The sequence below is a fragment of the Nocardia fusca NBRC 14340 genome, assembly GCF_001618425.1.
Classification (GTDB): domain Bacteria; phylum Actinomycetota; class Actinomycetes; order Mycobacteriales; family Mycobacteriaceae; genus Nocardia; species Nocardia fusca.
In genome coordinates this window covers 623,679-646,391 of the sequence record NZ_BDCU01000017.1, presented here as the reverse complement: position 1 = coordinate 646,391, position 22,713 = coordinate 623,679, and the positions used below count along the sequence as shown (strand labels likewise).

At 70.2% G+C, this 22,713-nt stretch carries 23 protein-coding genes and 1 pseudogene; 16 read left to right on the top strand and 8 right to left on the bottom strand.

Translation table 11 applies throughout. The features are described 5' to 3' along the window. The first annotated feature begins 4 nt into the window (after positions 1-4). The 3 genes from NF4_RS09385 to NF4_RS09375 are packed head-to-tail and all read left to right on the top strand — an operon-like array spanning position 5 to position 2,374. Positions 5-364 carry a Rieske (2Fe-2S) protein gene (locus tag NF4_RS09385; protein WP_063126802.1) on the top strand — a complete coding sequence of 120 codons (360 nt, stop codon included), beginning with the start codon at positions 5-7 and terminating at the stop codon, positions 362-364. Next, complete coding sequence (locus NF4_RS09380) at positions 361-1,953, top strand: gamma-glutamyltransferase family protein (RefSeq protein WP_063126801.1); 1,593 nt, start codon at positions 361-363, stop codon at positions 1,951-1,953. The genes NF4_RS09385 and NF4_RS09380 overlap by 4 nt, the downstream gene beginning before the upstream one ends. After that, a complete protein-coding gene (locus NF4_RS09375; protein ID WP_063126800.1) occupies positions 1,946-2,374 on the top strand; it encodes a RidA family protein in 429 nt (142 codons plus the stop codon). The genes NF4_RS09380 and NF4_RS09375 overlap by 8 nt, the downstream gene beginning before the upstream one ends. Before the next feature lie 6 nt (positions 2,375-2,380). Here the strand turns inward: NF4_RS09375 and NF4_RS09370 are convergent, their stop codons facing one another. Beyond that, positions 2,381-3,016, bottom strand: a complete 636-nt coding sequence (locus NF4_RS09370) for a cysteine hydrolase family protein (RefSeq protein ID WP_063126799.1) — start codon at positions 3,014-3,016, stop codon at positions 2,381-2,383. 56 nt (positions 3,017-3,072) lie between these two features. Continuing rightward, entirely contained in the window at positions 3,073-4,575 is a 1,503-nt protein-coding gene (locus tag NF4_RS09365; protein ID WP_063126798.1) for a hypothetical protein, read from the bottom strand. A 194-nt stretch (positions 4,576-4,769) separates the two neighbouring features. On the opposite strand from NF4_RS09365, the pseudogene NF4_RS39130 reads away from it, so the two are divergent. The 8 genes and pseudogenes from NF4_RS39130 to NF4_RS09330 all read left to right on the top strand — a co-directional run. Further along, a pseudogene (locus tag NF4_RS39130) lies at positions 4,770-5,041 on the top strand (hypothetical protein); the annotation flags it as partial. Between the two features lie 29 nt (positions 5,042-5,070). After that, entirely contained in the window at positions 5,071-5,340 is a 270-nt protein-coding gene (locus NF4_RS37625) for a hypothetical protein (RefSeq protein WP_063126797.1), read from the top strand. Between the two features lie 236 nt (positions 5,341-5,576). Continuing rightward, entirely contained in the window at positions 5,577-6,803 is a 1,227-nt protein-coding gene (locus NF4_RS09355; protein WP_063126796.1) for a cysteine desulfurase family protein, read from the top strand. Positions 6,804-6,806: 3 nt separating this feature from the next. Next, positions 6,807-7,907, top strand: a complete 1,101-nt coding sequence (gene mnmA / locus NF4_RS09350; protein WP_063126795.1) for a tRNA 2-thiouridine(34) synthase MnmA — start codon at positions 6,807-6,809, stop codon at positions 7,905-7,907. Beyond that, positions 7,904-8,938: a methionine synthase gene (locus tag NF4_RS09345; protein ID WP_063126794.1), complete on the top strand. Its 1,035-nt coding sequence runs from the start codon at positions 7,904-7,906 to the stop codon at positions 8,936-8,938. The genes mnmA and NF4_RS09345 overlap by 4 nt, the downstream gene beginning before the upstream one ends. A gap of 35 nt (positions 8,939-8,973) precedes the next feature. Beyond that, positions 8,974-9,195: a hypothetical protein gene (locus NF4_RS39125; RefSeq protein WP_157120084.1), complete on the top strand. Its 222-nt coding sequence runs from the start codon at positions 8,974-8,976 to the stop codon at positions 9,193-9,195. Between the two features lie 63 nt (positions 9,196-9,258). Beyond that, the gene (gene ligA, locus NF4_RS09335; protein WP_063126915.1) at positions 9,259-11,382 is read left to right on the top strand and encodes an NAD-dependent DNA ligase LigA; all 2,124 of its coding nucleotides are present in this window, start codon (positions 9,259-9,261) and stop codon (positions 11,380-11,382) included. Positions 11,383-11,455: 73 nt separating this feature from the next. Further along, positions 11,456-12,703: an AAA family ATPase gene (locus tag NF4_RS09330; protein ID WP_063126792.1), complete on the top strand. Its 1,248-nt coding sequence runs from the start codon at positions 11,456-11,458 to the stop codon at positions 12,701-12,703. A gap of 35 nt (positions 12,704-12,738) precedes the next feature. On the opposite strand, the gene NF4_RS09325 is transcribed toward NF4_RS09330, so the two are convergent. Continuing rightward, positions 12,739-12,942, bottom strand: a complete 204-nt coding sequence (locus NF4_RS09325) for a hypothetical protein (RefSeq protein ID WP_063126791.1) — start codon at positions 12,940-12,942, stop codon at positions 12,739-12,741. Between the two features lie 351 nt (positions 12,943-13,293). Between NF4_RS09325 and NF4_RS09320 the strand changes: the two genes are divergently transcribed. Beyond that, positions 13,294-13,629: a hypothetical protein gene (locus tag NF4_RS09320; protein WP_063814530.1), complete on the top strand. Its 336-nt coding sequence runs from the start codon at positions 13,294-13,296 to the stop codon at positions 13,627-13,629. Here NF4_RS09320 and NF4_RS09315 read toward each other — a convergent pair. Next, a complete protein-coding gene (locus NF4_RS09315; protein WP_232330370.1) occupies positions 13,562-14,296 on the bottom strand; it encodes an ACT domain-containing protein in 735 nt (244 codons plus the stop codon). The two genes, NF4_RS09320 and NF4_RS09315, sit on opposite strands and share 68 nt — an antisense overlap. 305 nt (positions 14,297-14,601) lie before the next feature. Between NF4_RS09315 and gatC the strand changes: the two genes are divergently transcribed. Both gatC and gatA read left to right on the top strand, forming a co-directional pair. After that, the gene (gene gatC / locus NF4_RS09310; protein ID WP_063126790.1) at positions 14,602-14,901 is read left to right on the top strand and encodes an Asp-tRNA(Asn)/Glu-tRNA(Gln) amidotransferase subunit GatC; all 300 of its coding nucleotides are present in this window, start codon (positions 14,602-14,604) and stop codon (positions 14,899-14,901) included. Then, positions 14,898-16,376, top strand: a complete 1,479-nt coding sequence (gene gatA / locus NF4_RS09305; RefSeq protein ID WP_063126789.1) for an Asp-tRNA(Asn)/Glu-tRNA(Gln) amidotransferase subunit GatA — start codon at positions 14,898-14,900, stop codon at positions 16,374-16,376. The genes gatC and gatA overlap by 4 nt, the downstream gene beginning before the upstream one ends. A gap of 117 nt (positions 16,377-16,493) precedes the next feature. On the opposite strand, the gene NF4_RS09300 is transcribed toward gatA, so the two are convergent. The 4 genes from NF4_RS09300 to NF4_RS38500 all read right to left on the bottom strand — a co-directional run bounded on the left by NF4_RS09300 (position 16,494) and on the right by NF4_RS38500 (position 20,503). Continuing rightward, positions 16,494-16,937 (bottom strand): SRPBCC domain-containing protein, encoded by a 444-nt coding sequence (locus NF4_RS09300; protein ID WP_063126788.1) that lies wholly within the window; start codon positions 16,935-16,937, stop codon positions 16,494-16,496. Between the two features lie 31 nt (positions 16,938-16,968). After that, positions 16,969-17,901: a hypothetical protein gene (locus NF4_RS38505; RefSeq protein ID WP_063126787.1), complete on the bottom strand. Its 933-nt coding sequence runs from the start codon at positions 17,899-17,901 to the stop codon at positions 16,969-16,971. A gap of 129 nt (positions 17,902-18,030) precedes the next feature. After that, positions 18,031-19,359 (bottom strand): alpha/beta-hydrolase family protein, encoded by a 1,329-nt coding sequence (locus NF4_RS09290; RefSeq protein WP_232330369.1) that lies wholly within the window; start codon positions 19,357-19,359, stop codon positions 18,031-18,033. A gap of 409 nt (positions 19,360-19,768) precedes the next feature. After that, complete coding sequence (locus NF4_RS38500) at positions 19,769-20,503, bottom strand: hypothetical protein (RefSeq protein ID WP_063126785.1); 735 nt, start codon at positions 20,501-20,503, stop codon at positions 19,769-19,771. A 166-nt stretch (positions 20,504-20,669) separates the two neighbouring features. On the opposite strand from NF4_RS38500, the gene NF4_RS09280 reads away from it, so the two are divergent. Continuing rightward, the gene (locus NF4_RS09280; RefSeq protein ID WP_084532973.1) at positions 20,670-21,911 is read left to right on the top strand and encodes a sensor histidine kinase; all 1,242 of its coding nucleotides are present in this window, start codon (positions 20,670-20,672) and stop codon (positions 21,909-21,911) included. 61 nt (positions 21,912-21,972) lie between these two features. After that, positions 21,973-22,635: a response regulator gene (locus NF4_RS09275; RefSeq protein WP_063126784.1), complete on the top strand. Its 663-nt coding sequence runs from the start codon at positions 21,973-21,975 to the stop codon at positions 22,633-22,635. Positions 22,636-22,713: the final 78 nt, after the last annotated feature.

Sequence of the window (22,713 nt, the reverse complement as noted above, 5' to 3'; positions counted from 1 at the left end):
GACCATGGAATTCACTCGCGTTGCCCGTTCGGGGCAGGTTCCCGAAGGTATCGTGCGGCGTTTCTTCGCCGGCGACCATGAGTTCGCCGTGGCCCGCCTCAACGGCAAGGCCTACGCAACCTCGAACTACTGCACGCATCTGGACTGTCTGCTTTCGTCCGGGAAACTGGTCGACGACGGTATCGGTTGTTCCTGTCACGGCAGCGTATTCGACCTGGAGACCGGGGAACCGGTGTGCCCACCGGCGACAGTGCCCATCAAGACCTACCCGGTCGAGGAACGTGACGGTGAGATTTTCGTCGGGGTCGACCCCGGCGACACCGCGTCTGTTCCGCGTCGCCGGGCGGCGCGAGGTCTGCAGTGAATCCTCGACCGCCCACTCTCTCCACCGAAGGTATGGTTTCGTCCAGCCATCCCGCGGCGAGCACGGTGGGTGCGCGGATCCTCGCCGACGGCGGCAACGCCGTCGACGCAACCCTGGCCATGGCCGCGATGACCTGGCTGACGCTACCGGGACAGTGCGGAATCGGTGGTGACGCGTTCGCCGTCGTGCGCGAACCGGACGGTGCGGTGTGGACGGTCGGGGGCAGCGGTTTCGGCCCCGATGGCGCGAGCGTGGAGTTCTACACCGGGCACGGTATGCGATCGATTCCGCTCGACGGTGCGCTGGCGGTGGCCGTTCCCGGAGCCCCGGCCGCGCTCGCCGCGCTGCACGCGGGGGGCGCGACCCGTTCACTGGCCGATCTCTGGGCGCCCGCGGTGCGCGCCGCCGAGAATGGCCTGCCCTGTTCGGCCAAGACACGCGCCGATGTGCAGGAAGCGCGGAACGCGCTCGCCGCCGACCCTGGCATGTCCGCGGTATATCTTCCGGGCGGCCGCTTGCCGCAGGTCGGTGACCTGCTGCCGCAACACGATCTGGCGGGGTCCATCAGGGAGCTGGCACGCGATGTCCGCGGTTTCTACCACGGTGCCTTCGCCGAACGGGCTGTCGAGGTACTTCGTGCCGGTGGGGCACCGTTCAGCGGCGACGAATGGGCGGCCGGAGCCGATATAGGCCCGGAACCCGCGATAAGCGGGCACTACGCGGGTGCGATCGTGCACCAGACTCCCGCGCCCACGCCCGGATGGATGGTGCTACAGCAGTCGGCTCTCCACGACGGTGTTCTGGGCTCGCTGCCCCTGCTTTCCGCTTCGGCCGTCGATCGTCTCGCGAACGCGGCCCGGCTGAGTTTCGTGGACCGGCTCGCGACCTGCGGCGCCGACAACAACGGCTGGTGGGCAGTGCTCACTCCGGCAGCGGTCGCGGCCGCCCGGGAACGACTGGACCGGGGTTGCGCGCCCGAGGGTCCGTTCCGGGTGCACGCCGGCGACACCACCTCGACCGTCGCCGTGGATTCCGCCGGCCGTGCCGTCAGCTTCATCCATTCGCTCGCCTTCACTTTCGGTGCCAAGATGACCGTCCCCGGCACGGGGGTCGCGTTGAACAACCGCTACGGACGCGGGGCCTATCTCATCCCGGGCCACCCCAATGCCGCTGCGCCTCGGCGCAAACCGCTGCACACCCTGAATGCTTGGGTGATCACCGATCGCGCGGGCGAACTCCGGCATATCGGCAACACTCCGGGCGGGGACGGGCAGGTGCAGTGGAATATGCAGTTGATCTCGTACCTGCTCGACCACGAGCTCGACCCGGCGGCCGCGGTCGCGGCGCCGCGCTTCACCGTCTTCCCCGGAAGCGACGCCGACGTGGTCGGCGCACCGGCCGAATTGCGCTGCGAGTCCCGAATCCCGGAAGGGACGCGTGCCGAATTGACGCGGCGGGGACACAACGTCGTCGTCCAAGGGCCGTGGGCAGCGGGCGGTAGCGCGCAGATCATCTCCCTCGACCCCGGGCGCGGTCTGCTGTCCGGCGCCGCCGATCCCCGCCAGGAAGGAATAGCGCTCGGTGCCTGATCACGAATCCGCACCGGCGGCCCCACGACCGCAGGGCCGCTACATTCCCGCTGTCGTGCACGACGGAATCGCCTACAGCGCGGGCATGACGCCCCGCCGGGACGGCGTGCTGATCGTCACCGGGATCGTCGGGCGGGATCTGGATATCGCCCGGGCCCGGGACGCGGCCGGGCTGGCGGCCCGTAACGCAATCGCCGCCCTCGGGGGTGCCGCGGTCATCTCCCGGTGTCTGCGGATGACCGTCTACATCGCGTGCGCCCCGGATTTCCTGGAGCTGTCCGCGGTGGCAGACGGTGCCTCGGACGTCCTGGCCGAATGCCTGGGACCGGAGTCCCTCCCGGCCCGCAGCGCGATCGGTGTGTACGCGCTGCCGGCCGGGGCGCCGGTCGAGGTGGAACTCACGGCGGCCCTCGTCCGGTAACCACCGTCAGGACTGATCGGCCCCGTTCCACCACGATTCGAGTTTCTCCGCGGTGACCACATTGCCGAAGTTCTGTGCGACAACGGACACCGACGCATCGTGTGCCGCCCGGCTGTAGGTGGCCGCGCAATCCTCCACGAGCGTGACCCAATACTCGCAGAACAGCGCGCTGCGCAAGCTCGACTCGACACAGACTTCGGTGGCTACGCCGGTGAACAGCAGGGAATCGATGCCCAGCGAACGCAGGGTGAGGTCCAGATTCGTACCGACGAACGCGCTGAACCGGTTCTTCGTGATCACCACATCGCCGTCCCGGGGCGCGACGCCGTAATAGTCCGCTCCGGTTGTGCCTGTGCGGCAGGTGATTCCGGTGCGATCCGCGTCCGACCTGTCCCCCACGCGGCCGAGCCACTGCGGGGTATCGGTGGTTTCGTCGTGCAGGGTGCGGACGAAGACCACCCGCACCCCGGCGGCGCGGGCGCATGCGATGAGCTGATCCAGCCGCGGCGCCATGGCTTGCGGGGCGGTCATATCGAAACCCTTCCCTGCCAATGAGCCCTCGCTCGAGCAGAAATCGTTCTGCATATCGATGACGATGAGGGCGCAGCGCGCGGGGTGGTAGCGGAACGGGATCGAATTCATGGCCGGTGTGTCCTTCCATCCGGGGAATGAATGTGCGGGCTGTTCGGGGGCGGGAATTACCAGATGAGGACCGCGGCGCCCGTGGCCAGCAGCAGCCCGGCGACTACCGGGACGACCAGGTGGCGCACGAGTTCGGTGACCGGCACCCGGCAGAACCCGGCGACCACCACCAGCGAGGACCAGATCACCAGGGTTCCGCCGCCCGTCCAGGTAGCGCCGTTCTGGGCGATGGCCGCCAAGGTCGCGGTATCCATACCGGACTGCGGGGCCAGCGCGGCGGCGATCCCGCCGGTGAGCGGCAGGCCCGCCCACCCGGAACCGTCGAGGCCTACCGCCATTCCGATGAGGAGCATGCTCAGCGCCACGAACACGCCGTTGTCGGGAATATAGGGCTGCAATCGGGTCACGGTGTCGAAGAGGAACGCAGGTGCCGCGGTATCGTCGCCGAGCCCGAGCACCGCGCCCGAGTAGTCGGGGATGCCGAGGTAGACGAAACCTGCCACCGGCAGGATGATGCCCATCGCTTTGAACGCGTACGACAGACCGTCGACGAAATGGGTGGCACAGTGCTCGAGCGCCTCCTCACGCCGCGAGGTCACGGTCACCAGTACCGTCAGCAGCAGGGCGGTGCCACCCACCAGTGACGCGCCCGCGCCGTCGGACCACGGGACGAGGTCGGTGAAACGACCGAGCAGCATGTAGGTCAGCACGACGAGGAAGGCGGCCGGGACGCCGATCGCCCAGGTGCGGGTGAGAGCCGGGCGGTCGGTGATCGTCGCGTCCTTCTCGAATCCGGGCAGTTCCTCGTCGAGCACGTCGACGGGCCGCGGCGCAGGCTTTTCCGGACCGTCGGGCGTGGGCGACCCACCACTCTCAGCAATGACCCGTGCGGATCCACCGTCGGTGTCGGTGCCCTGCTCTGTCCGCGCGAGTATTCCGCGGCGCACGGTCAGCATGTAGGCCAGGGCTGCCGCGGTGATACCGGCGATGAGCGAGATCACCAGGGCGCGATCGGCGATATCGTCGGCGGGTACGCCCGCCCCGCTCGCCGAGATCGACGGGGCGAGACCGATAACGTAGTCGGAGGCGATGGACATGGCCTGACCGGAGATGGCGAGGACGACGGCCGCGCCGAGCGGCGGCAGCCCCGCCTTGATCGCGGCGGGCAGCAGAACCGCACCGATCAGCGCCAGCGCAGGTGTCGGCCAGAAGCACAGTGACAAGAAGTAAGTGAAGACGAACAGCACGAGATAGGCCACCCGTCCGTTGATCATCCAGCGGCTGACCGGGCGCACCATGAGCTCGTCGGAACCGATGGTCCGCATCGCCGCGAGCATCGCGGTCACCGCGGCGATGACGAGGAAGATCTCGAACAGTGCCGAACCCGACGTGATACTGGCGCGGAATACCGCCATCACCGCGTCCGCGGCGTTACCGCTGTAGGCGAGTGCCGTCGCGAAGGTCGCCACTATCGCCGGGATCAAGACGTTCTTACGCAGGGCCATGGCCACGATGAGGGACGCGAGGCCCAGTAAGTACACGAGGTGCGCAATGCCCACGCCGACTCCTTCGATCAACCGACGTGCAGCGGGTACCACGCGGTGCGGCGGCCAGGATCGACTTCCGGATCACGACGCGGATGAGCTGCAGTTTTCTACTGCTGCCGATATTGATCGTCGGGAACCGCAGGGACCAACGGGAAAGTGACCGTATCGGGCTGCGCCTGCTGTGCAGGGTGCACAGAAGATGACATCTGCGTTTCTCGGCGGCGATTTGTGTGAACAACGGCGTACGGATCCCCGCCCTCGGTTTCGAGGCGTACCAGACCCCGCCGGACGAGACGATCGCGGCGGTCGAAACCGCGCTGTCGACGAGTTCGACCACACCATCCAGGCGTACAGGGCGCTCGAGACGCTGCTCGCCGGCGGCAAGGTCCGCGCGATCGGTGTTTCCGATTTCATGCCGGACCACCTGACCAAGCTGCTCGCGGCGATCTCGGTGGTCCCCCGGCAATCCGAACTGCATGCCGGCAAGCGGTCTACGAGTCCCAGCCGGTGCCGGCTGAGCAGAAAGGTCACGACGGGACCGTCGACCTGGGCCTCGGTCAGCGCGAGCTGTTGCCGATCGACGAGCATGGCCTTTGGCGTCTCCTCACCTCGGCATACATCGAGGCCGGCACGACGATGACCGATATCGCGGAACGCACCGGATTACGGCATTCGGTTGTCGTGGACCTCCTTGGCTACCAGCGCGGACAGTTCCCTGACCGTGAACCATTCATGGCAATCGCCCGGGATCTCTGCGCCTGGTTCCCAGTGGGATGAACGAACTCAGCCGGCTGGCTCCAATAGGCCGTCCCCGGGCGGGCCGGGGACCAGCTGTCCCGGTCCCTGGACGGTCAGTATGTCGGGCGCCAAGTTCCCCTACCGGGTGCATGGATCTGGGAATGTCGGTGGTGCCTGCACGGTTGTGAATCGCGTGCAAATCGTAGAAAAATCGTAGAAAGCGGGGGTAGACCCCACGGATGTGCAGGTCAACGGTGGGATAGGCTTTGTCGGTCATGAAGTCGGCTTTCCCGGGTGCTGTCAGCGGTGTGCCCACGACGGTCTACCTCGATCATGCGGCGACCACACCGATGCTGCCCGCCGCGATCGAGGCGATGACGGCTGCCTTCGCGCAGGTCGGAAACGCGTCCTCGCTGCACGGCTCGGGCCGCGCGGCCCGGCGCCGGCTGGAGGAATCGCGCGAATCGATCGCCGCGGATCTCGGCGCCCGCCCCTCCGAGGTCATCCTCTGTTCCGGCGGAACCGAGAGCGACAATCTCGCGGTCAAGGGGATCTACTGGGCGCGGCGGGACGCGGACCCGCGATGTAACCGGATCCTGGCCGCCGCCATCGAGCACCACGCGGTGCTCGATGCCGTGGAATGGCTGGAGCGGCACGAAGGCGCCCGGGTCACCTGGTTGCCGGTGGACGCCGAGGGAATCGTCACCCCGGAGACGCTGCGCGCCGAACTGGCCGCGCATCCCGGCGAGATCGCGCTGGTCACCGTGATGTGGGCCAACAACGAGGTCGGGGCGATCCAGCCGATCCGGGAGCTGGCCGAGATCGCGCGGGACGCCGGAGTGCCGATGCACAGCGACGCGGTCCAAGCCGCCGCGCAGCTGCCGATGGATTTCGGCGCCGCCGGGCTCGCCGCCGCGAGTTTCGCCGGGCACAAACTGGGCGGCCCGCACGGCGTCGGCGTCCTCCTGCTCGGCCGCCAGGTGGGTTGTGTGCCGCTGCTGCACGGCGGCGGGCACGAACGGGACCTGCGCTCGGGGACCTCGGATGTCGCGGCGGTGGCCGGGCTGGCCGCGGCCCTCCGGCAGACCGTGGCCGAGATGCCGGTCCGGTCGGTGGAACTATCCGGTCTGCGTGACGACCTGATCGCGGGCGTGCGGCAGTCCGTCCCGGACGCGATACTCAACGGACCCCACGACGACCGGCGGCTACCCGGTAACGCGCACTTCACCTTCCCCGGCTGCGAGGGGGATTCGCTGCTGATGTTGCTCGATGCCGCGGGAATCGAATGTTCGACCGGTTCGGCGTGTACGGCCGGGGTGGCCTCGCCGAGTCATGTCCTGGTCGCGATGGGTGTCGGGGCCCGCGAAGCGCGAGGGTCGCTGCGGTTTTCCCTTGGACACACCTCGCGGCGGTCCGATATAGAGGCAGTACTGGAAGTACTGCCGCAGGTGGTGGAACGAGCCAGGGCCGCGGGTCTGGCCGGTGCGAGAGGAGGTGCGTAGCGTATGCGAGTGCTCGCCGCGATGAGTGGTGGAGTCGATTCCGCGGTGGCGGCGGCACGGGCCGTCGACGCCGGGCACGAGGTGGTCGGAGTGCATCTGGCGCTGTCGAGTGCGCCCGGCACTCTGCGCACCGGATCGCGCGGCTGCTGTTCGAAGGAGGACGCGGGTGACGCCCGCCGGGCCGCCGATGTGCTCGGCATCCCCTTCTACGTCTGGGATTTCGCGGACCGTTTCAAAGAGGACGTGATCGACGATTTCGTCGAGTCCTACGCGGCGGGGGAGACACCCAACCCCTGCCTGCGCTGTAACGAGAAGATCAAGTTCTCGGCGCTCGCGGATCGGGCCGTGGCGCTCGGCTTCGACGCGGTGGTCACCGGCCACTACGCCCGGCTCGCCGACGGTGTGCTGCGCCGGGCGGTGGACGCGGACAAGGACCAGTCCTACGTTCTCGCGGTGCTGACCGCCGAGCAGCTGTCGCGGGCCATGTTCCCGGTGGGTGATACGCCCAAGCCGCAGATCCGGGCCGAGGCGGCCGAACGGGGCCTGGCGGTCGCGAACAAGCCGGACAGTCACGACATCTGTTTCATCCCGTCCGGGGACACCCGGGCGTTCCTGGGCGCGAAGATCGGCATCCGCCCCGGCGCCATCGTCGACTCGGGCGGCACGGAGCTGGGCCGGCACGAGGGCGTGCACGGATTCACCATCGGCCAGCGCAAGGGGCTGGGCCTGCCCGGGCCGGGCCCCGACGGCAAACCTCGCTACGTCACCGATATCGACCCCGATTCGGGCACCGTGCGCGTCGGCTCGGCCGACGATCTGCTGGTGTGGTCGATCGAGGCCGACCGGGCCATCTGGACCAGCGGCGCGGCACCCACCGAAGCGCTCGACTGTGTGGTGCAGGTCCGCGCGCACGGCGGTACCGCGCCCGCGACGGCCGAGGCGGTCGGTGACGGTCTCGCGGTGCGGCTGCGCGAACCGCTCAGCGGGGTCGCGCGGGGGCAGGCCGTGGTGCTGTACCGGCCCGACAGCGCGGGCGACGCGGTGCTCGGCAGCGGCACCATCACCGCGACCGCGCGTACCGCGCCGGCGGGCGCACCCCGATGAGCCTGTCCGGTCTCCCGGCCGGGATCGCGACGGGGGTGGGGTCGTGGCCGGGCACCGATCCCCGGGAAGCCGCGGCGGTGATCGTCGGCGAGCTGACCGGCCTGCCGCATCTGGTGGAACTACCGGCTCGCGGCGTGGGTGCCGATATGGTCGGGCGGGCCTCGGCGTTGCTCGTGGACATACGTTTCGACACCACCCCGCGCGGCTACCGCCTGGCCGCCCGGCCGGGTTCGGTCTCGCGGCGAGCGAGCGGTCTGCTGCGGACCGATCTGGACGCACTCCAGGAAGCCTGGGAGAACGCCGGGCTGCGCGGGTCCGGCCGCCCGGTGAAAGTGCAGGCCGTCGGGCCGCTGACCCTTGCCGCGCAGGTGGAGCTGGCCGGTGGGCACCGGGTACTGACCGATCGGGGTGCGGTACGAGATCTGGCCGAATCGCTGGCCGAGGGTCTGGCCGCGCATATCGCCGAGGTCGGGTCGCGGCTCGAGGCCGAGGTGGTGCTACAGCTGGACGAACCGTCGCTGGGCGCCGTACTGGCCGGTTCGCTGCGCGGGGCGAGTGTGCTGAACACGGTCGCGGCCGTACCGGAGCCGGAAGCGCTGGCGATCCTGGAAACGGTGCTGGCGTCCCAGGGTGTGCCCACGGTGGTGCACAGTTGCGCGAGCCCGCCGCCCCTGGCCTTCCTGGGGCGGACTTCCGCGGCCGCGCTGGGGTTCGATCCGGCCGCGGTATCGGGTACCGCCGGTCTGGACGCGCTGGGTGAGGCACTGGACGGGGGTAAACAGCTGGTTCTCGGACTGGTGCCCACCACGCGTCCCGCGGCCGCGGTGACCTGGCGCGAGATCGCCGAACCGGGCGCCCGGCTGGTCGATCGGCTCGGTTTCCCGCGCGCCGACCTCGCGCGCCGGGTGACGGTGAGTCCGGCCTGCGGTCTGGCGGCGGCGCCGCTGAGCTGGGCCCGGGACGCGCTGCGCCTGGCCGTCGATACCGCGAAGGCCTTCACGCAGGACCCGGAGTCCCTCGTCGCCGGGTGACGCGGGCTTCGGACGCTCGTCGCCGGATGGTTCCGATGGCACCGTTCGCGGCCGCTGCCGATACCGGCAGCAGGTATTTCGTCACCCGGACCGGGCCGGCCGCGGTGAATCGAGCGATGGAACCGCTGCGGGTCACCGGCGCGCGGGCGGTCGCGAATGAGGCACCAGCGGGCGGCCACCGGCCGGTATCCGCTGTCACCGGCTTGCCGGTCGTAGGGGGCCTCGGTGTGCCGGGAATACCGGGCGACGTGCGGTAACAGTGCTCGGGGGTGTCGGTGTGCTGGACTACCCTGCGAGATGTGAGTGACACCGTTGGCCCCATCGAACAGGACGATGTCCGCGGAGCAGCCGCTCCCGCCCCGGCCGGCGGCGAAGAGCGGGTGCGCTGGCAGGAGCTCGCCGATACGGTGCGCGAGCATCAGTTCCGCTACTACGTGCGGGACGCGCCGATCATCTCCGACGGCGAATTCGACATGTTGTTCCAGCAGTTGCTGGCGCTGGAGGAACGCCATCCCGACCTGCGCACGCCCGATTCGCCGACGCAGCTGGTGGGCGGTGGTTTCGCCACCGATTTCACCCCGGTCGACCATCTCGAGCGGATGCTGTCGCTGGACAACGTGTTCTCCGCGGCGGAGATGCGGGCCTGGGCAGCCCGCGTCGAGGAGGAGACCGGCCCGGACCTGCACTATCTGTGTGAGGTGAAGATCGACGGCGTGGCGTTGAACCTGGTGTACCGCAACGGGAAACTGGAACGCGGCGCGACCCGGGGCGACGGTCGCACGGGCGAGGACGTCACCCTCAATGCCCGCACCATCGAGGACATCCCGCGCGAACTGAACGCCGATTCCGAGTTCCCGATCCCGGAACTGCTGGAAGTGCGCGGTGAGGTGTACTTCCGGTTGGAGGATTTCGAAACGCTCAACGCGGCGATCGTGGCCGAGGGCAAACCGCCGTACGCCAACCCCCGCAACACCGCGGCCGGTTCGCTGCGGCAGAAGGACCCCTCGGTCACCGCGCGGCGGCGGCTGCGGATGATCTGCCACGGGCTCGGGCGCACCGAGGGTTTCACGCCGCGGTCCCAGCACGAGGCCTACCGCGCGCTGGCGGCCTGGGGCCTGCCGGTGTCCGCGCACACCCGGTTGGTGCAGGGTGTGGACGCGGTACTCGAACGGATCTCCTACTGGGCCGAGCACCGCCACGATATCGAGCACGAGATCGACGGCCTGGTGGTGAAGGTCGATGAACTGTCGCTGCAGCGGCGGCTCGGCGCCACCTCGCGGGCACCGCGCTGGGCGATCGCCTACAAGTACCCGCCCGAGGAGGCCACCACCACGTTGCGCAACATCGCGGTGAACGTCGGCCGGACCGGCCGGGTCACCCCGTTCGCGATGATGGAGCCCGTCGTGATCGCCGGTTCCACCGTCTCCATGGCGACCCTGCACAATGCGGCCGAGGTCGTGCGCAAGGGGGTGCTGATCGGGGATACGGTCACCATCCGCAAGGCCGGGGATGTGATTCCGGAGGTGCTGGGTCCGGTGGTGGACGCCCGCACCGGCGACGAGCGGGCTTTCGTGATGCCCACCCACTGCCCCGAATGCGGGACCGAACTCGCCTACGAGAAAGAGGGCGACGCCGATATCCGCTGCCCCAACCAGCGGAGCTGCCCCGCGCAGTTGCGGGAGCGGGTGTTCCATATGGCCGGTCGCGGCGCCTTCGATATCGAGGCACTGGGTTACGAGGCGGCGATCGCGCTGCTGAACTCCGGCGCGATCACCGACGAGGGTGATCTGTTCGATCTCGACGCCGACCGTTTGCGCAACGTCGCGCTGTTCGTGAACAAGAACGGCAGTCTCTCGGCGAACGGCAACCGGCTGCTGAGCAATCTGGCCGCTGCCAAGGACCGCCCGCTGTGGCGGGTCCTGGTCGCGCTGTCCATCCGGCATGTCGGGCCGACCGCCGCGCGGGCGCTCGCGGCCGAATTCGGCAGTCTGGAACGGATCGAACAGGCATCACTGGAGGAGCTGGCGGCCGCCGAGGGCGTCGGACCGACCATCGCCACCGCCGTCGCGGAATGGTTCGCGGTCGACTGGCATCGCGCCATCGTGGACAAATGGCGGGCCGCGGGGGTGCGGATGGAGGACGAACGCGATGAATCCATCCCCCGCACGCTCGAGGGGCTGTCCATCGTGGTGACCGGCTCGCTGGAGGGGTTCTCCCGCGACGGTGCCAAGGAGGCGATCCTCCTGCGCGGGGGCAAAGCCGCGGGGTCGGTATCGAAGAAGACGGCCTTCGTCGTCATCGGGGAATCACCCGGGTCCAAGGCCGCCAAGGCCGAGGAACTCGGGGTGCCGATCCTGGACGAGAACGGTTTCCGCGTCCTGCTCGAATCCGGCCCGGACGCGGTCGGGTCCGGCCCGGCGGCGGAGGCCGAATCGGCGGAGTAACGGCGGCGCGGTCGGAGGACACGACCCGGTACCGATCCTGCGGGACCGGGTCCATACACGGCAGGATGGCGGGATGTTGCGCAGTTTTCGGGTGTCCAACCACAAATCGCTGGCCGACCTACAGGAATTGCGGTTGACCCGCGGCGCGACCGCGCCGGTCGCGGTGCCGGTGACCGCGGTGCACGGGGGCCCGGCCGCCGGTAAGTCCAATCTGGTCGACGCCCTGGGGCATATGCGGGACGCGGTGCTGCACTCGGTGAGCGGCTGGGACCCCTACGCCGGTCCGGTCCGGGCTCCACATCTCGCGCTGCCCGGGCAGCCGAGCGACTTCGAGGCCGTTTTCATGGCCGAGGGCGTGCCCTACACCTACGGTTTCCGGTTGGACGCCGCCGATGTCGCCGCCGAATGGCTCTACAGTCATCCGCGGTCACGCAGGCGGATCGTCTTCGAACGCGAGGGTGAGGCGATCCGGGTCGGGCCGATGTTCGAGCCGGCGCGGTTCGGGATCACCGCACTGGTGCCGCTGGTGCGCCCGAACGCCCTGCTGCTGAGCCTGGCGGGGCAGATGTACGCCGAGGCGCTGGTCCCGGCCTACCGGTGGTTCGAGACCATGCTCGAGGTGGTGGCCGGTTCCGCCGATATCACCTCGATCGAGCTGCGGCTGGGTTCGCACCTGTCGCGGTCCGCCGAGAACGCCGCCCGGCTGCTGACCCTGCTGCAATCCGCGGACCTCGGTATCACCGATCTGCTGATCGCGCAGAACGACCCCGGCTACGCCGACTACCTGCGCGACCTCGACGCCGATATCGCCGTGCTCGCGGAACAGACCGATCGAGCGGCCGGTTCGGCGGCCTATGCCGCGCAGCTGGAACAGGACAGCGGTGTGAACGCCACCGCGCTGGCCCGCGAACTGACCAATATGCGCAATGCGCGCGATGCGCTCTACACCCGGATGGCCGGGCGGCACGGTGTCGGACTACGGCTCGTACACACCGATGTGGAGCCGGTTTTCACCCTGGCCGAGGAATCCTCGGCGACCTGGGCCCTGCTGCGGTTGCTACCGATACTGCTCGACTCGCTCGACGCCGGGAAAGTGCTCGTGGTCGACGATATCGGGGCGTGGCTGACGGTGGAGGAGACCGACCGGCTCGTGCAGCTGTTCCAGAATCCGGAAACCAATACGCGCGGTGCGCAACTGGTGTACACGACCGGCGATCGGGCCCTGGTGGACCGGGGCAACGGCCGTTCCGCGCGTACCCGCACCAGTGTCTGGACCGTCCGGCGTTCCGCGGGCGGTGCCAGCACTCTCGCGGTGTTTTGAATCCCGGTCGCCGCGGCGGCGACCGGGATCCGGTTCTACCGGCTGGGTTCGGGCAGTTTGCAGCCCATCTTCGGGTTGAGGCCGACGTAGTTGAGTGGACCGGCCACCACGGTCACCGCCAGCGTCGCGAAGTGGGAGCACTGCTCCGGTGGTTCATTGAAATAGCCCCGTTGCCACGCGGCGACGATCCCCGCCACGAACCAGACCAGTACTACGAGGCTTGCTACTCGGCTACCCATTGCACCTGCTCGAATCGTTTGATTCCGGCATGACGATCGCTTCCTTTCATGTCCGGTGGGTCTGAGATACCCCGTCCCGCGCGACTCATGCGCGGGGTCACCCGTCTCGCAGAAGTGATGGTCCGCGGCCCGGGCGGCCGAAATTTCGCCGCCTCAGCGTCTCCCGGCCGAACAAGTCATCGGTGCGGAAAGGAACGGGCCGGGCGGTCGTCCGTCCTGGTGGGACAGGAGATACGAGAGCGCACGCCGGGTGCCGCCGGCGCGACGCCCTTCGGGGCGGCACCGGCCACCGAATCGCGACGCCGCGGGCGTCGGCGGCCGAGACGCCGCCGCGGGGCCTAGCATGGGGGAGTGTTCGAACTGGCGATGCTGGCGATCATGGTGGCCGCACTGGTGGGAATGCTCGTGCTGGTGTTCCGTGGGCGGCGGGGTGGGCGTATGCCCACGGACGCGGAGATGGGTTCGCTCTATCTGACGGGGGTGAGTCCGCGCCCGGAGGCGATGGGCGAGCAGTTCGTCACCGTCACCGGGAACCTGTCCGGGCCGTCCGAGCCGGGGAAGGTGGTCTACGGGCGCATGGTGTGGGATGCCGCCTATTGGCCGTCGGTCGGGGACACGCTCACCGTCGCCTACCCGCCGGGTAGGCCGGACCGGTGGCGCGTCGTCGAGCCGGGCGCCGACCGCTAGTCCTCCGCCGCGGGACCCAGCCCAGGACGGTGGCGACGATTCCGGCGAGGTAGCCCAGCCGCGCGATCTCCGAGGGCCGGAAATCGGGCCCGCCGGGACGGCCGAGCAGGAGCGCCTTGCTGGAGGGTCCGAGCGGTGCGGCGGCCAGTTTGGTGTCCATATCGCGCCAGATCTCGGGGACCCAGTCGGCGTTGCCGTCGAGTGCGATCGGTTTCTGCAGCGGCATCCACGGCACCGACGCCGCCTGGGTCTGCGGGGCGCTCTGACTGCCCACCACGCGGTAGGCGCCGTGCGTCCCCATGTCCAGGACAGTGCTCCAGCCGACCCGCAGCACCCGCGGAACCCCGTCGACCAGCACTTGGAGCCGATCGTCGCGGGCGTTGGCCACATTGTCGATCAATTCGAGCTCGCGATGGGTGTCGAGCACGCCGGAGTAGGGACGGATGGAATCGACGCGGACATCGCCGAGCGATTCCGCGGCGGTGATGAGAGTGTCGGGCAGGGCGTTGGGGGCGATCTCGACCACGAGATCGTCGACCGCGTAGCCGGCGCCACGCTCCACCACGTCCAGGGAAAGGATGTCGGCGCCGACCGTTCCCAGTGCTACGGCTAGCGACCCGAGGCTTCCCGGACGATCCGGAAGTTGCACGCGGAGCAGGTATGACACGTGCGTTTCCCTTTCCTTCTGCGGCCGAGGCTTACAACGAATACCCGGTCTGCCCATCCTTACACCCATTGCCGAGGGTTATCGAGTCGAATTGTGCGCCCGGAACGGGGGTCACAGGTGGCGAATGGTGTGAAATGCCTAACTTTCGGACTTCGGCGCGGCCCGCGGCGGGCTCCGGCGGACCCCCGCGCGGACCGGCAGGCCGCGGCCCGCGCGGCCTGCCGGGCAACCCGGTCCGGCCACACCACTAGGCTGTTCGATGCTTGTGATCCGCAGTCCAAAACTATCGCCGAAAGGGGTTCGCGGTGACCGCCATCTCCCGCGACGAGGTCGCACACCTCGCCCGGCTGTCCAGGCTCGCCCTGTCCGAGGACGAACTCGACCAGTTCGCCGGGCAGCTGGATTCGATCCTCAGCCATGTGCGGACCATCTCCGAGGTCGCCGCCGCCGATGTCCCGGCCACCGCGTCGCCGGATCCGGTGACGAACGTGACCCGCCCCGACGAGGTCCGCCCCGGTCTCACTCCGGATCAGGCGCTGTCCGGCGCACCCGCCGCCGAGGACCAGCGGTTCCTGGTTCCGCAGATCCTGGGGGAGGGCGAATGAGCGCGAGCGAACTGACCCGGCTCGGCGCGGCCGACCTCGCGAGCCGCATCCACGGTGGCGAAGTCTCCTCGGTGGAGGTGACCCGGGCCCATCTGGACCGGATCGCCGAGGTCGACGGGGAGTACCACGCCTTCCTGCACGTCGCCGAAGAGCAGGCGCTCGCCGCCGCGGCCGAAGTAGACGCCGCCCTGTCCGCCGGTGAGGTGCCCGCCTCGCCGCTGGCGGGGGTGCCGCTGGCGCTCAAGGATGTGTTCACCACGACCGATATGCCCACCACCTGCGCGTCGAAGATGCTCGAGAACTGGGTTGCGCCCTACGACGCCACGCTGACCACCCGGCTCCGGGCCGCCGGGATCCCGATTCTGGGCAAGACCAATATGGACGAGTTCGCGATGGGCTCCTCCACCGAGAACTCCGCCTACGGACCGACCCGTAACCCGTGGGACACCACCCGCGTCCCCGGCGGCTCCGGCGGCGGCTCGGCGGCGGCGCTGGCGTCCTATCAGGCGCCGCTGGCCATCGGCACCGATACCGGCGGCTCGATCCGGCAGCCGGCCGCGGTTACCGCGACCGTCGGCACCAAGCCCACCTACGGCACCGTGTCCCGGTACGGACTCGTCGCCTGCGCGTCCTCGCTCGACCAGGGGGGCCCGTGCGGCCGGACGGTGCTGGACACCGCCCTGCTGCACGAGGTGATCGCCGGACACGATCCGCGCGATTCCACCTCACGTGACGTCCCGGTCCCGGCCGTGGTCGACGCCGCCCGGAAGGGCGCGTCGGGCGATCTGCGCGGGGTGAAGATCGGTGTGGTGAAGGAACTGCACTCCGACAGCTACCAGCACGGTGTGCTCGCCTCCTTCGACGCCGCGGTCGGCGTGCTGAAGGATCTGGGCGCCGAAGTGGTCGAGGTGTCCTGCCCGCATTTCGAGTACGCCCTGGCGTCCTACTATCTGATCCTGCCCAGCGAGGTCTCCTCCAACCTGGCCCGTTTCGATGCCATGCGCTACGGACTGCGGGTGGCCGACGACGGGCACCACAGCGCCGAGCAGGTCATGGCCGCGACCCGCGCCGCCGGATTCGGCCCGGAGGTCAAACGACGGATCATGATCGGCACCTACGCGCTCTCGGCGGGCTACTACGAGGCCTACTACGGCCAGGCGCTCAAGGTCCGCACGTTGATCGCGCGCGATTTCGACAAGGCCTACGAGCAGGTCGACGTGCTGGTGTCCCCGACCAGTCCGTTCACGCCGTGGAAACTGGGCGAGAAGGTCGACGATCCGCTGGCCATGTACCTGTCCGATCTGTGCACCCTGCCCACCAACCTGGCCGGACATCCGGCCATGTCGGTCCCGTCCGGGCTGAGCCGTGACGACGGGATGCCGGTGGGCCTGCAGATCATGGCGCCGGCGCTGGCCGACGACCGGTTGTACCGGGTGGGCGCGGCCTATGAGGCGGCCCGCGGCGATATCGCCTGACGCCGATCCGCCGGGAGCGGCGAGAGTTCACCGAGGGCGGTGGTCCGAACGGGCCACCGCCCTCGGTGTTCCCGGCGTGGATCGGGCGTTCGCGCGAGGCGGCGATACGGGAGCGGGTCAGCGAGCGTGCAGACGCTCGGCTTCCCGTTCGACCGCGGTGGTCATCCCGGGGAACCCCTTCTTGAAGCCGCGCCCGAACAGCAGGCCGACCAGCGGGGCGAGCCAGCCGTCGAGCTCGAAATGGGACTCGTAGCGGGTGCGGTCGCCGGCCAGGGGGGTCAGTGTGTGCGAGCGTTTACTGCGCAGCGCGCCGAGCGGGATCGGTTTCATGGAGTAGCTGAATTCCCGGCCCGCGGTGACGCTGCGGATCCATTCGCGCATCCGGATCGGCCGGGGCGCGAGCTGCTCGACCCGCATATCGATCGGCGCATTCACCGTCAGCTCCGCTCGGCAGCGGCTGATGAACGGATTCCAGTCGCCGTACCGGTCGAAATCGGTGAGCACCGACCACACCACCTCGGCGGGAGCGTTCACCTCGACCACGTCGTCCACAACAAGCACGTCCCCAAATTAGAACGTGTTTCAATCGTGGTCAACCGGTCCGGGCGGGTGGCGGCGTGGTGGCCGGCAACAGGTGCACCCCGGTCGGAAACGCGGGGTCCGGTGGGGCGGCAGCGGGCGGGGGCGCGAAGCCGGGCAACCATCGGGCATACGGCAGCAGCAGACGGGTGAACGCGGGCCGCGGCAGGCCGATGGCGCGGCGGGGCCGCACGGACCCGACCGGGATGCGGACACCGGGTGCCGCCGTGCGCCGGATCCGCCGGTGCAGGCGGCGGATCCCGAAGACCAGGGCGGCCATCGTCGCCAGGCCGAGCGCGACCGCGCGCAGCAGCCAGGGACGGGTCGGATGGTCCGTGGCGGCCTGGGCCGCCACCTGGCTCAATGTCTCCGCCACCGGGACCCCGTAGTGCTGCCGGCGCGAATTCAACTCCACCGCGGTGGCCGCGATCCCGGCGAGAGTCTCGCAGCGGGTGCGCACCACCGGTTCGGTATGCGTTTCGCAGGCCTGGTGCAGCCGGACGCTCAACGTCCGGTCCAGGGCCTGCCGGGCCCACGGCCCCAGCGGGGCGCCGGTGCGATCGGCGTACCGCAGCAGGTCGTACCCGAGGTCGTGTGCCATACAGGCGGTATCGAATTCCGGTGGCAGCTCGACCGGCGAGGAACAATCGCCGTCCGGAGCCACGAGCACGCCCTGCCGGACGACGGGCTGGTAGCCGAGACGGTCCGCGAAATCCCGGGGGATGGCCGCCACGGAGTCCGCCACCGTGTCACCCGAGGTCAGGTCCACCACCGCCAGCCCGGCCGGCGCCGTGACCGAACCGTCGATACCGACGGCCTCGGAGGTCGGCGCCGGCACGGCGGTGATCACCAGACCGAACAGCGCGGCACCGGTGAACGCCGGCAGCGAGATCCGCCGGAACCGGCGCCGGGGCCGGCGCGGGTGATCGTTACGGGGTGAAGCCACGAAGGGACACCTTAAGCGTTAGGGAGCGGTGGGCCCGCACGGCAGGTCCCGCTCCCGGCAGCCACGACCGCCGCGACGGCGGCCCGCATCCGCCCGGCAAACCCGGCGCCGCGGAGGTAGCGGAGCGTGTCAGGCCGGGCCGCAGCCGGGCAGCGCGGTCCCCTGATCGGTGTCGTACCGGTGGCCGTGTCCCGGTGGCGCGCCGAGGGCGCCCAGCAGGTCCGCGGTGGTCTGCAGGAAACCGACCACGGGCAGCCAAGGGGGGATCGGTGCGTCAGGACGGGCGGCGGTGAGGTCCGGTGGCCGCCACAGCAGGTCGAGTGACCAGTGCACGACCGGATCGGACGTATTGGCCAGTACCGCGGTGCGCGCACCGGGCGCCGGCCCACCACCGCCCGGCATCCCGGCCCACAGCGCCGAGCACACCCGGCGGTTCTGCTCGGCGGCGCCCGCGAACACCGCGCTACCGCCGAGCGCGCCGAGGCTCTGTCCGTACAGGTGCAGCCGGGGCGGATCCGGCATCGTGGCGATGTGCTGTTCGACGGCGGCGACCAGCGCCCGCGCCGAAGCCGCCGCCGCGTCTCGGCCGAAGACGAAGGTGGCCCAGCTCGGCGTGTTCGAGTACTGCAGCGCGACCACCGCCACATCGCCACCGAATCGGGTATCGACACCGTGCAGCGCCCGCGGGTCCACCCAGCCCGATCCGGTGGGCACGGCGATCACCAGATCGGAGCGGTCGAAGCCACCGGCCCGATCCAGTTCCCGGACCGCCAGCGCGGCGCGCGCGGCCAGGTCCGGCGCCGAGCGGAGTCCGATATAGACCCGGACCGCGCCCGGCGGCCCGGCGGTGACGAACCGCTGCCCTTCGCGCCCCAGCGTCGACCAGTTCACCATCGACTCGGCGCTTCCGGACCGGGTCACCGCCACCGGCCGGACCAGGCCCGGATCCGCGGCGGCGTTCGCGGCGGCATAGGTCCGGTCGCCCCAGCCCACCGCCGCGGGGACCGCGAACAGGGCCATCGGCAGGCCGGCGACCACCGTCATCACCAGCGCCCGGGACCAGCCGATACGTCGGAGCAACCGGCCGCACCCGCGGACCACCGCCACCGTCGCGACGGTGAGCAGGGTCGCGCCGACCGCCCACCCCACCCAGTGGCCCGGGCCGGTCGGCGCCACAACCATCGCCGACCGCAGGGTGTGTTGCCACCGCGCGGCGTACACCACCGCGCCGAGGACGCCGGTCGCGGTGGCCGCGAACACCAGCCGACGGGCTCGCGGTGTGGCGGCGGGGACGCGCCTCGCGAAGTACCGGATCACGAGACGGGGGAGCCGCGCGATACCCAGGGCCAGGACCACGGTCACCGCGGTGAGTACGGCCTGCGCGGCCGCGGTCCGGGGCAGCAGGCCGGGTGCCAGGGATACCGCGGTCCCGGCACCGACGGCGAGTGTGGTCGCCACCGGTGGCCAATGCCGTGGCAACCGGGTGCGGACGTAATCGAGCAAGGCCTTGCGAGATCGGGGTTGTGCGGGGGCCGGGACGGCATCGGCCGGGTCGGAGTGAGGACGGGGTTGCGAGGGTGCCGGGACATCGTCGGGTCGGCCGGTGTGGGGTCCCGACGATGTCGGGACGTCGCCGGGCCGGGCGGGTAACGCGACGTCGTCGGGTAGGTCGGTGTGGGGCCGTGGCCGGGAGAGTGCCGGGACGTCGTCCGGTGGGCCGGTGTGGGGCCGGGGGCGCGCGGGTGCCGGGACGTCGTCCGGTGGGCCGGTACGGGGTCGTGGCCGAGAGGGTGCCGGGACGTTGCCGGGGAGGCCGGTGCGGGCCCGGGAGTGCGACGGGGCCGGGACGGGTACGGCTGTCGTCGTGTCAGACATGGGAACCCCCGGTGACGGCGTGGTACGAGCGGATCGGACGGCGGGTCCCGGCCGCCGGAAGCAGCGGCGCGGCGACCGGGCGGCCCAGGAACAGGACGGCCATGACGAGCAGGAGCAGGCCGCAGATCCGCGGCAGCCACGCGGTGACGGCGTCGGTCAGGACAAAGTCCTCCACGACCGGTACGCCGTAGTCCTGCCGCATCGAGTTGAGGTCCACGGCGATCTCGGCGGCCTCGGCCAGCACGGCGCAGCGGGCGCGCGGCAGCAGCTGCGGCCGCTGCGCGCACGCGGTGTGCATCCGTTCGGCGAGTGCCCGGTCCAGCTCCTGCCGGGCCCAGGGGCCGAGCGGGGCGCCGGTGCGGTCGGCGTACCGCAGCAGGTCGTAGCCGAGGTCGTGGGCCTTGCAGGCGGTATCGAACTCCGCCGGCAGCGGTACCGGGGAGGAACACGATCCGTGCGGCGCGACCAGCATCCCGTCGACCCGCGCCGGGGTGTACCCGGCCACCGCGCGGAAGTCCGCGGGTACCGCGGCGACCGTCCCTGGTGTGGTGAGCGCGCGGACCGCCGCCGCGGCGGCCGGCCGGGGTGCGGGACCGGCGGCATCGGCCGCGGGCGCCGACAGCAGGGATACCACCGCGGCGAATCCGGCCGCGGCGGTCGCCGCGCGCCGCGCGGTCTGCGGGGACAGCCGGGCCGGGTGGCGCACGGCATTGTTCGAGACAGCCATGGCCGAGGACGTTATGAACGGAAGACGGTCGCGGCCGTCCCGCTCGGGTGGGGTTTGCGCGCCGGTCCCGGAACCTACGCCGGTACGGGGCTAGCCCCGGTGTACCGGCCGTAATTCACCCCACGGTATGAGGTGCGCCGAGGCCGGAGTTCCTAGTGTCGGGGGCATGAACGATACGAGCATCGCGGTGCCGGTGCGCCCGCGGCGGGGCCTGTGGGGCCTGATCGTCGGCCTGGGCCTGCGCTGGTGGCTCGATGCCGCCTCGGTCCTGACGGCGGTGACACTGTTCGCGGTGGCGTGGCCCACCCTGCATCTCACCCACGATGTGCCCGCGCCGCTCGCGCCGCTGATCGCCGCGTTCGCCGCGGTGCCGGTACTGCTGATGAGCAGGAACGCGTTGCTGGGCTGGGCGGTCTCGGCGGGCTCGGCGCTGTTCATCGCGTTGGCCGTGCCGAACCTGCCGGGGGAGGAGATCCCCGTCCAGGTGGTGCATATCGTCGCGCTGTACTTCCTGGTGTTCGCGGTGGCCCTGCGCTCGCCACTGCAACTGGTCGCGGTGGTGTGGGGGGCGACCTCGCTGCTGCTGGGCGCGGCACTGTCGGCCGAGGGTATCGACGCCGACCCGTGGGCCTGGCCGGTCTCGCTGGGCGGGCTGCTCTTCGTCGCGCTGCTGGTGCGGTCGCTGATCCGCTCCCGGTCCGAACTGAGCAAGCAGACCGAACTCAGCGATCTGGAACGGGCACGCCGCACGATTCTCGAGGAGAAGGCGCGCATCGCGCGCGACCTGCACGATGTGGTGGCCCACCATATGTCGCTGGTGGTCGTGCAGGCGCAGACCGCGCCCTACCGGGTGGAGGGTGTGAACGACGCGGCGCGCGCCGAGTTCGAATCGATCGGCGCGACCGCACGGGAGGCGCTGAACGAGATCCGGGGGCTGCTCGGTGTGCTGCGCAGCGACGGACAGCTCGCCGAGCACGCGCCGCAACCGACCGCCGCCGATCTGGAAGCACTGTTCATCGGCGCGGCCCGCGCCGGGGTGGATCTCACCTGGTCGGTCGACGGAACGCTGGCCGCGGTCCCGGATACCGTCGGTTCCGCGCTGTACCGGATCGTGCAGGAATCGCTGGCCAATGCCGGCCGGCACGCCCCGGGCGCACCGGTGCGGGTGACGATCGCCTGCACGGGGGAGGTCGACCTCACCGTGATCAACGGGCCGGGCAGCGGTGCCACCGGCGGTGGTACGGGCGGGCACGGTATCCCGGGTATGCAGGCGCGCGCGCTCGCCGTCGGCGGCCGGCTCGACGCGGCACCCGCCGCCGACGGCGGATTCCGGGTCCACGCGCGGTTGCCGTTCACGCCCGCCGCGGAGTTCGCGCTGCCCGCCGCCGCACAGCCGGGTGCGCGCTGACCCGGAGGTTCCGCCGGACGCTCGGCGCACGCCGGTTTCCTCCGGGAATTAAGCTGGGCCCGTGGCAATAACCGTGTTGATCGCCGACGATCAGGCCATGGTGCGGCAAGGATTCGGAGCATTGCTCGCCGCCCAACCCGATATCAGTGTCGTCGGCGATGCGCCCAACGGAAAAGTGGCGGTCGCCGAATCGGCGCGGTTACGACCCGATGTGGTGCTGATGGATGTGCGTATGCCGGAGATGAACGGGCTCGACGCGGCCCGCTCGATTCTGGGGGCCGGATTCGATCCGCCGGTGCGCGTGCTCATGCTCACCACCTTCGATATCGACGACTACGTCTATGAAGCCCTCGGGATCGGCGCCAGCGGATTTCTGCTCAAGGACGCCCCGGCCGAAGAACTCGTGCGGGCGGTACGGGTGGTCGCCGCCGGGGAGGCGCTCCTCGCGCCGACCGTCACCCGCCGGCTCATCGCGGAAGTGACCACCCGCCGCGCGGCCCGGCGCGCCCCGGCCCCGGCGCTGGCCTCATTGACCCCGCGCGAGCGCGAGATACTCGAACTCATCGCCCGCGGTATGTCGAATACCGAAATCGCCACGGCGCTGTTCATCGCCGAGCAGACGGTCAAAACTCATGTGTCCAAGGTCTTCACCAAATTGGATCTACGCGACCGCGCGCAGGCGGTGGTGCTGGCCTACGAATCCGGGTTGGTCACCCCCGGCTGAACGGACTGTCAGGTATTCCATGAAGTGCCCTGATTCCCGTTGTCACGGGGGAAACGGCGCGCTGTGCCCGGTAGGCTC

Bases quoted from the DNA above. Each gene is read 5' to 3' on its own strand.
- NF4_RS09280 (WP_084532973.1), top strand. From the start codon at position 20,670: ATGAACGATACGAGCATCGCGGTGCCGGTGCGCCCGCGGCGGGGCCTG.
- NF4_RS09345 (WP_063126794.1), top strand. From the start codon at position 7,904: ATGAGCCTGTCCGGTCTCCCGGCCGGGATCGCGACGGGGGTGGGGTCG.
- NF4_RS09325 (WP_063126791.1), bottom strand. From the start codon at position 12,942: ATGGGTAGCCGAGTAGCAAGCCTCGTAGTACTGGTCTGGTTCGTGGCG.
- gatA (WP_063126789.1), top strand. From the start codon at position 14,898: ATGAGCGCGAGCGAACTGACCCGGCTCGGCGCGGCCGACCTCGCGAGC.
- NF4_RS09385 (WP_063126802.1), top strand. From the start codon at position 5: ATGGAATTCACTCGCGTTGCCCGTTCGGGGCAGGTTCCCGAAGGTATC.
- NF4_RS09355 (WP_063126796.1), top strand. From the start codon at position 5,577: ATGAAGTCGGCTTTCCCGGGTGCTGTCAGCGGTGTGCCCACGACGGTC.
- NF4_RS09370 (WP_063126799.1), bottom strand. From the start codon at position 3,016: ATGAATTCGATCCCGTTCCGCTACCACCCCGCGCGCTGCGCCCTCATC.
- NF4_RS39125 (WP_157120084.1), top strand. From the start codon at position 8,974: ATGGCACCGTTCGCGGCCGCTGCCGATACCGGCAGCAGGTATTTCGTC.
- NF4_RS09330 (WP_063126792.1), top strand. From the start codon at position 11,456: ATGTTGCGCAGTTTTCGGGTGTCCAACCACAAATCGCTGGCCGACCTA.
- NF4_RS38500 (WP_063126785.1), bottom strand. From the start codon at position 20,503: ATGGCTGTCTCGAACAATGCCGTGCGCCACCCGGCCCGGCTGTCCCCG.
- mnmA (WP_063126795.1), top strand. From the start codon at position 6,807: ATGCGAGTGCTCGCCGCGATGAGTGGTGGAGTCGATTCCGCGGTGGCG.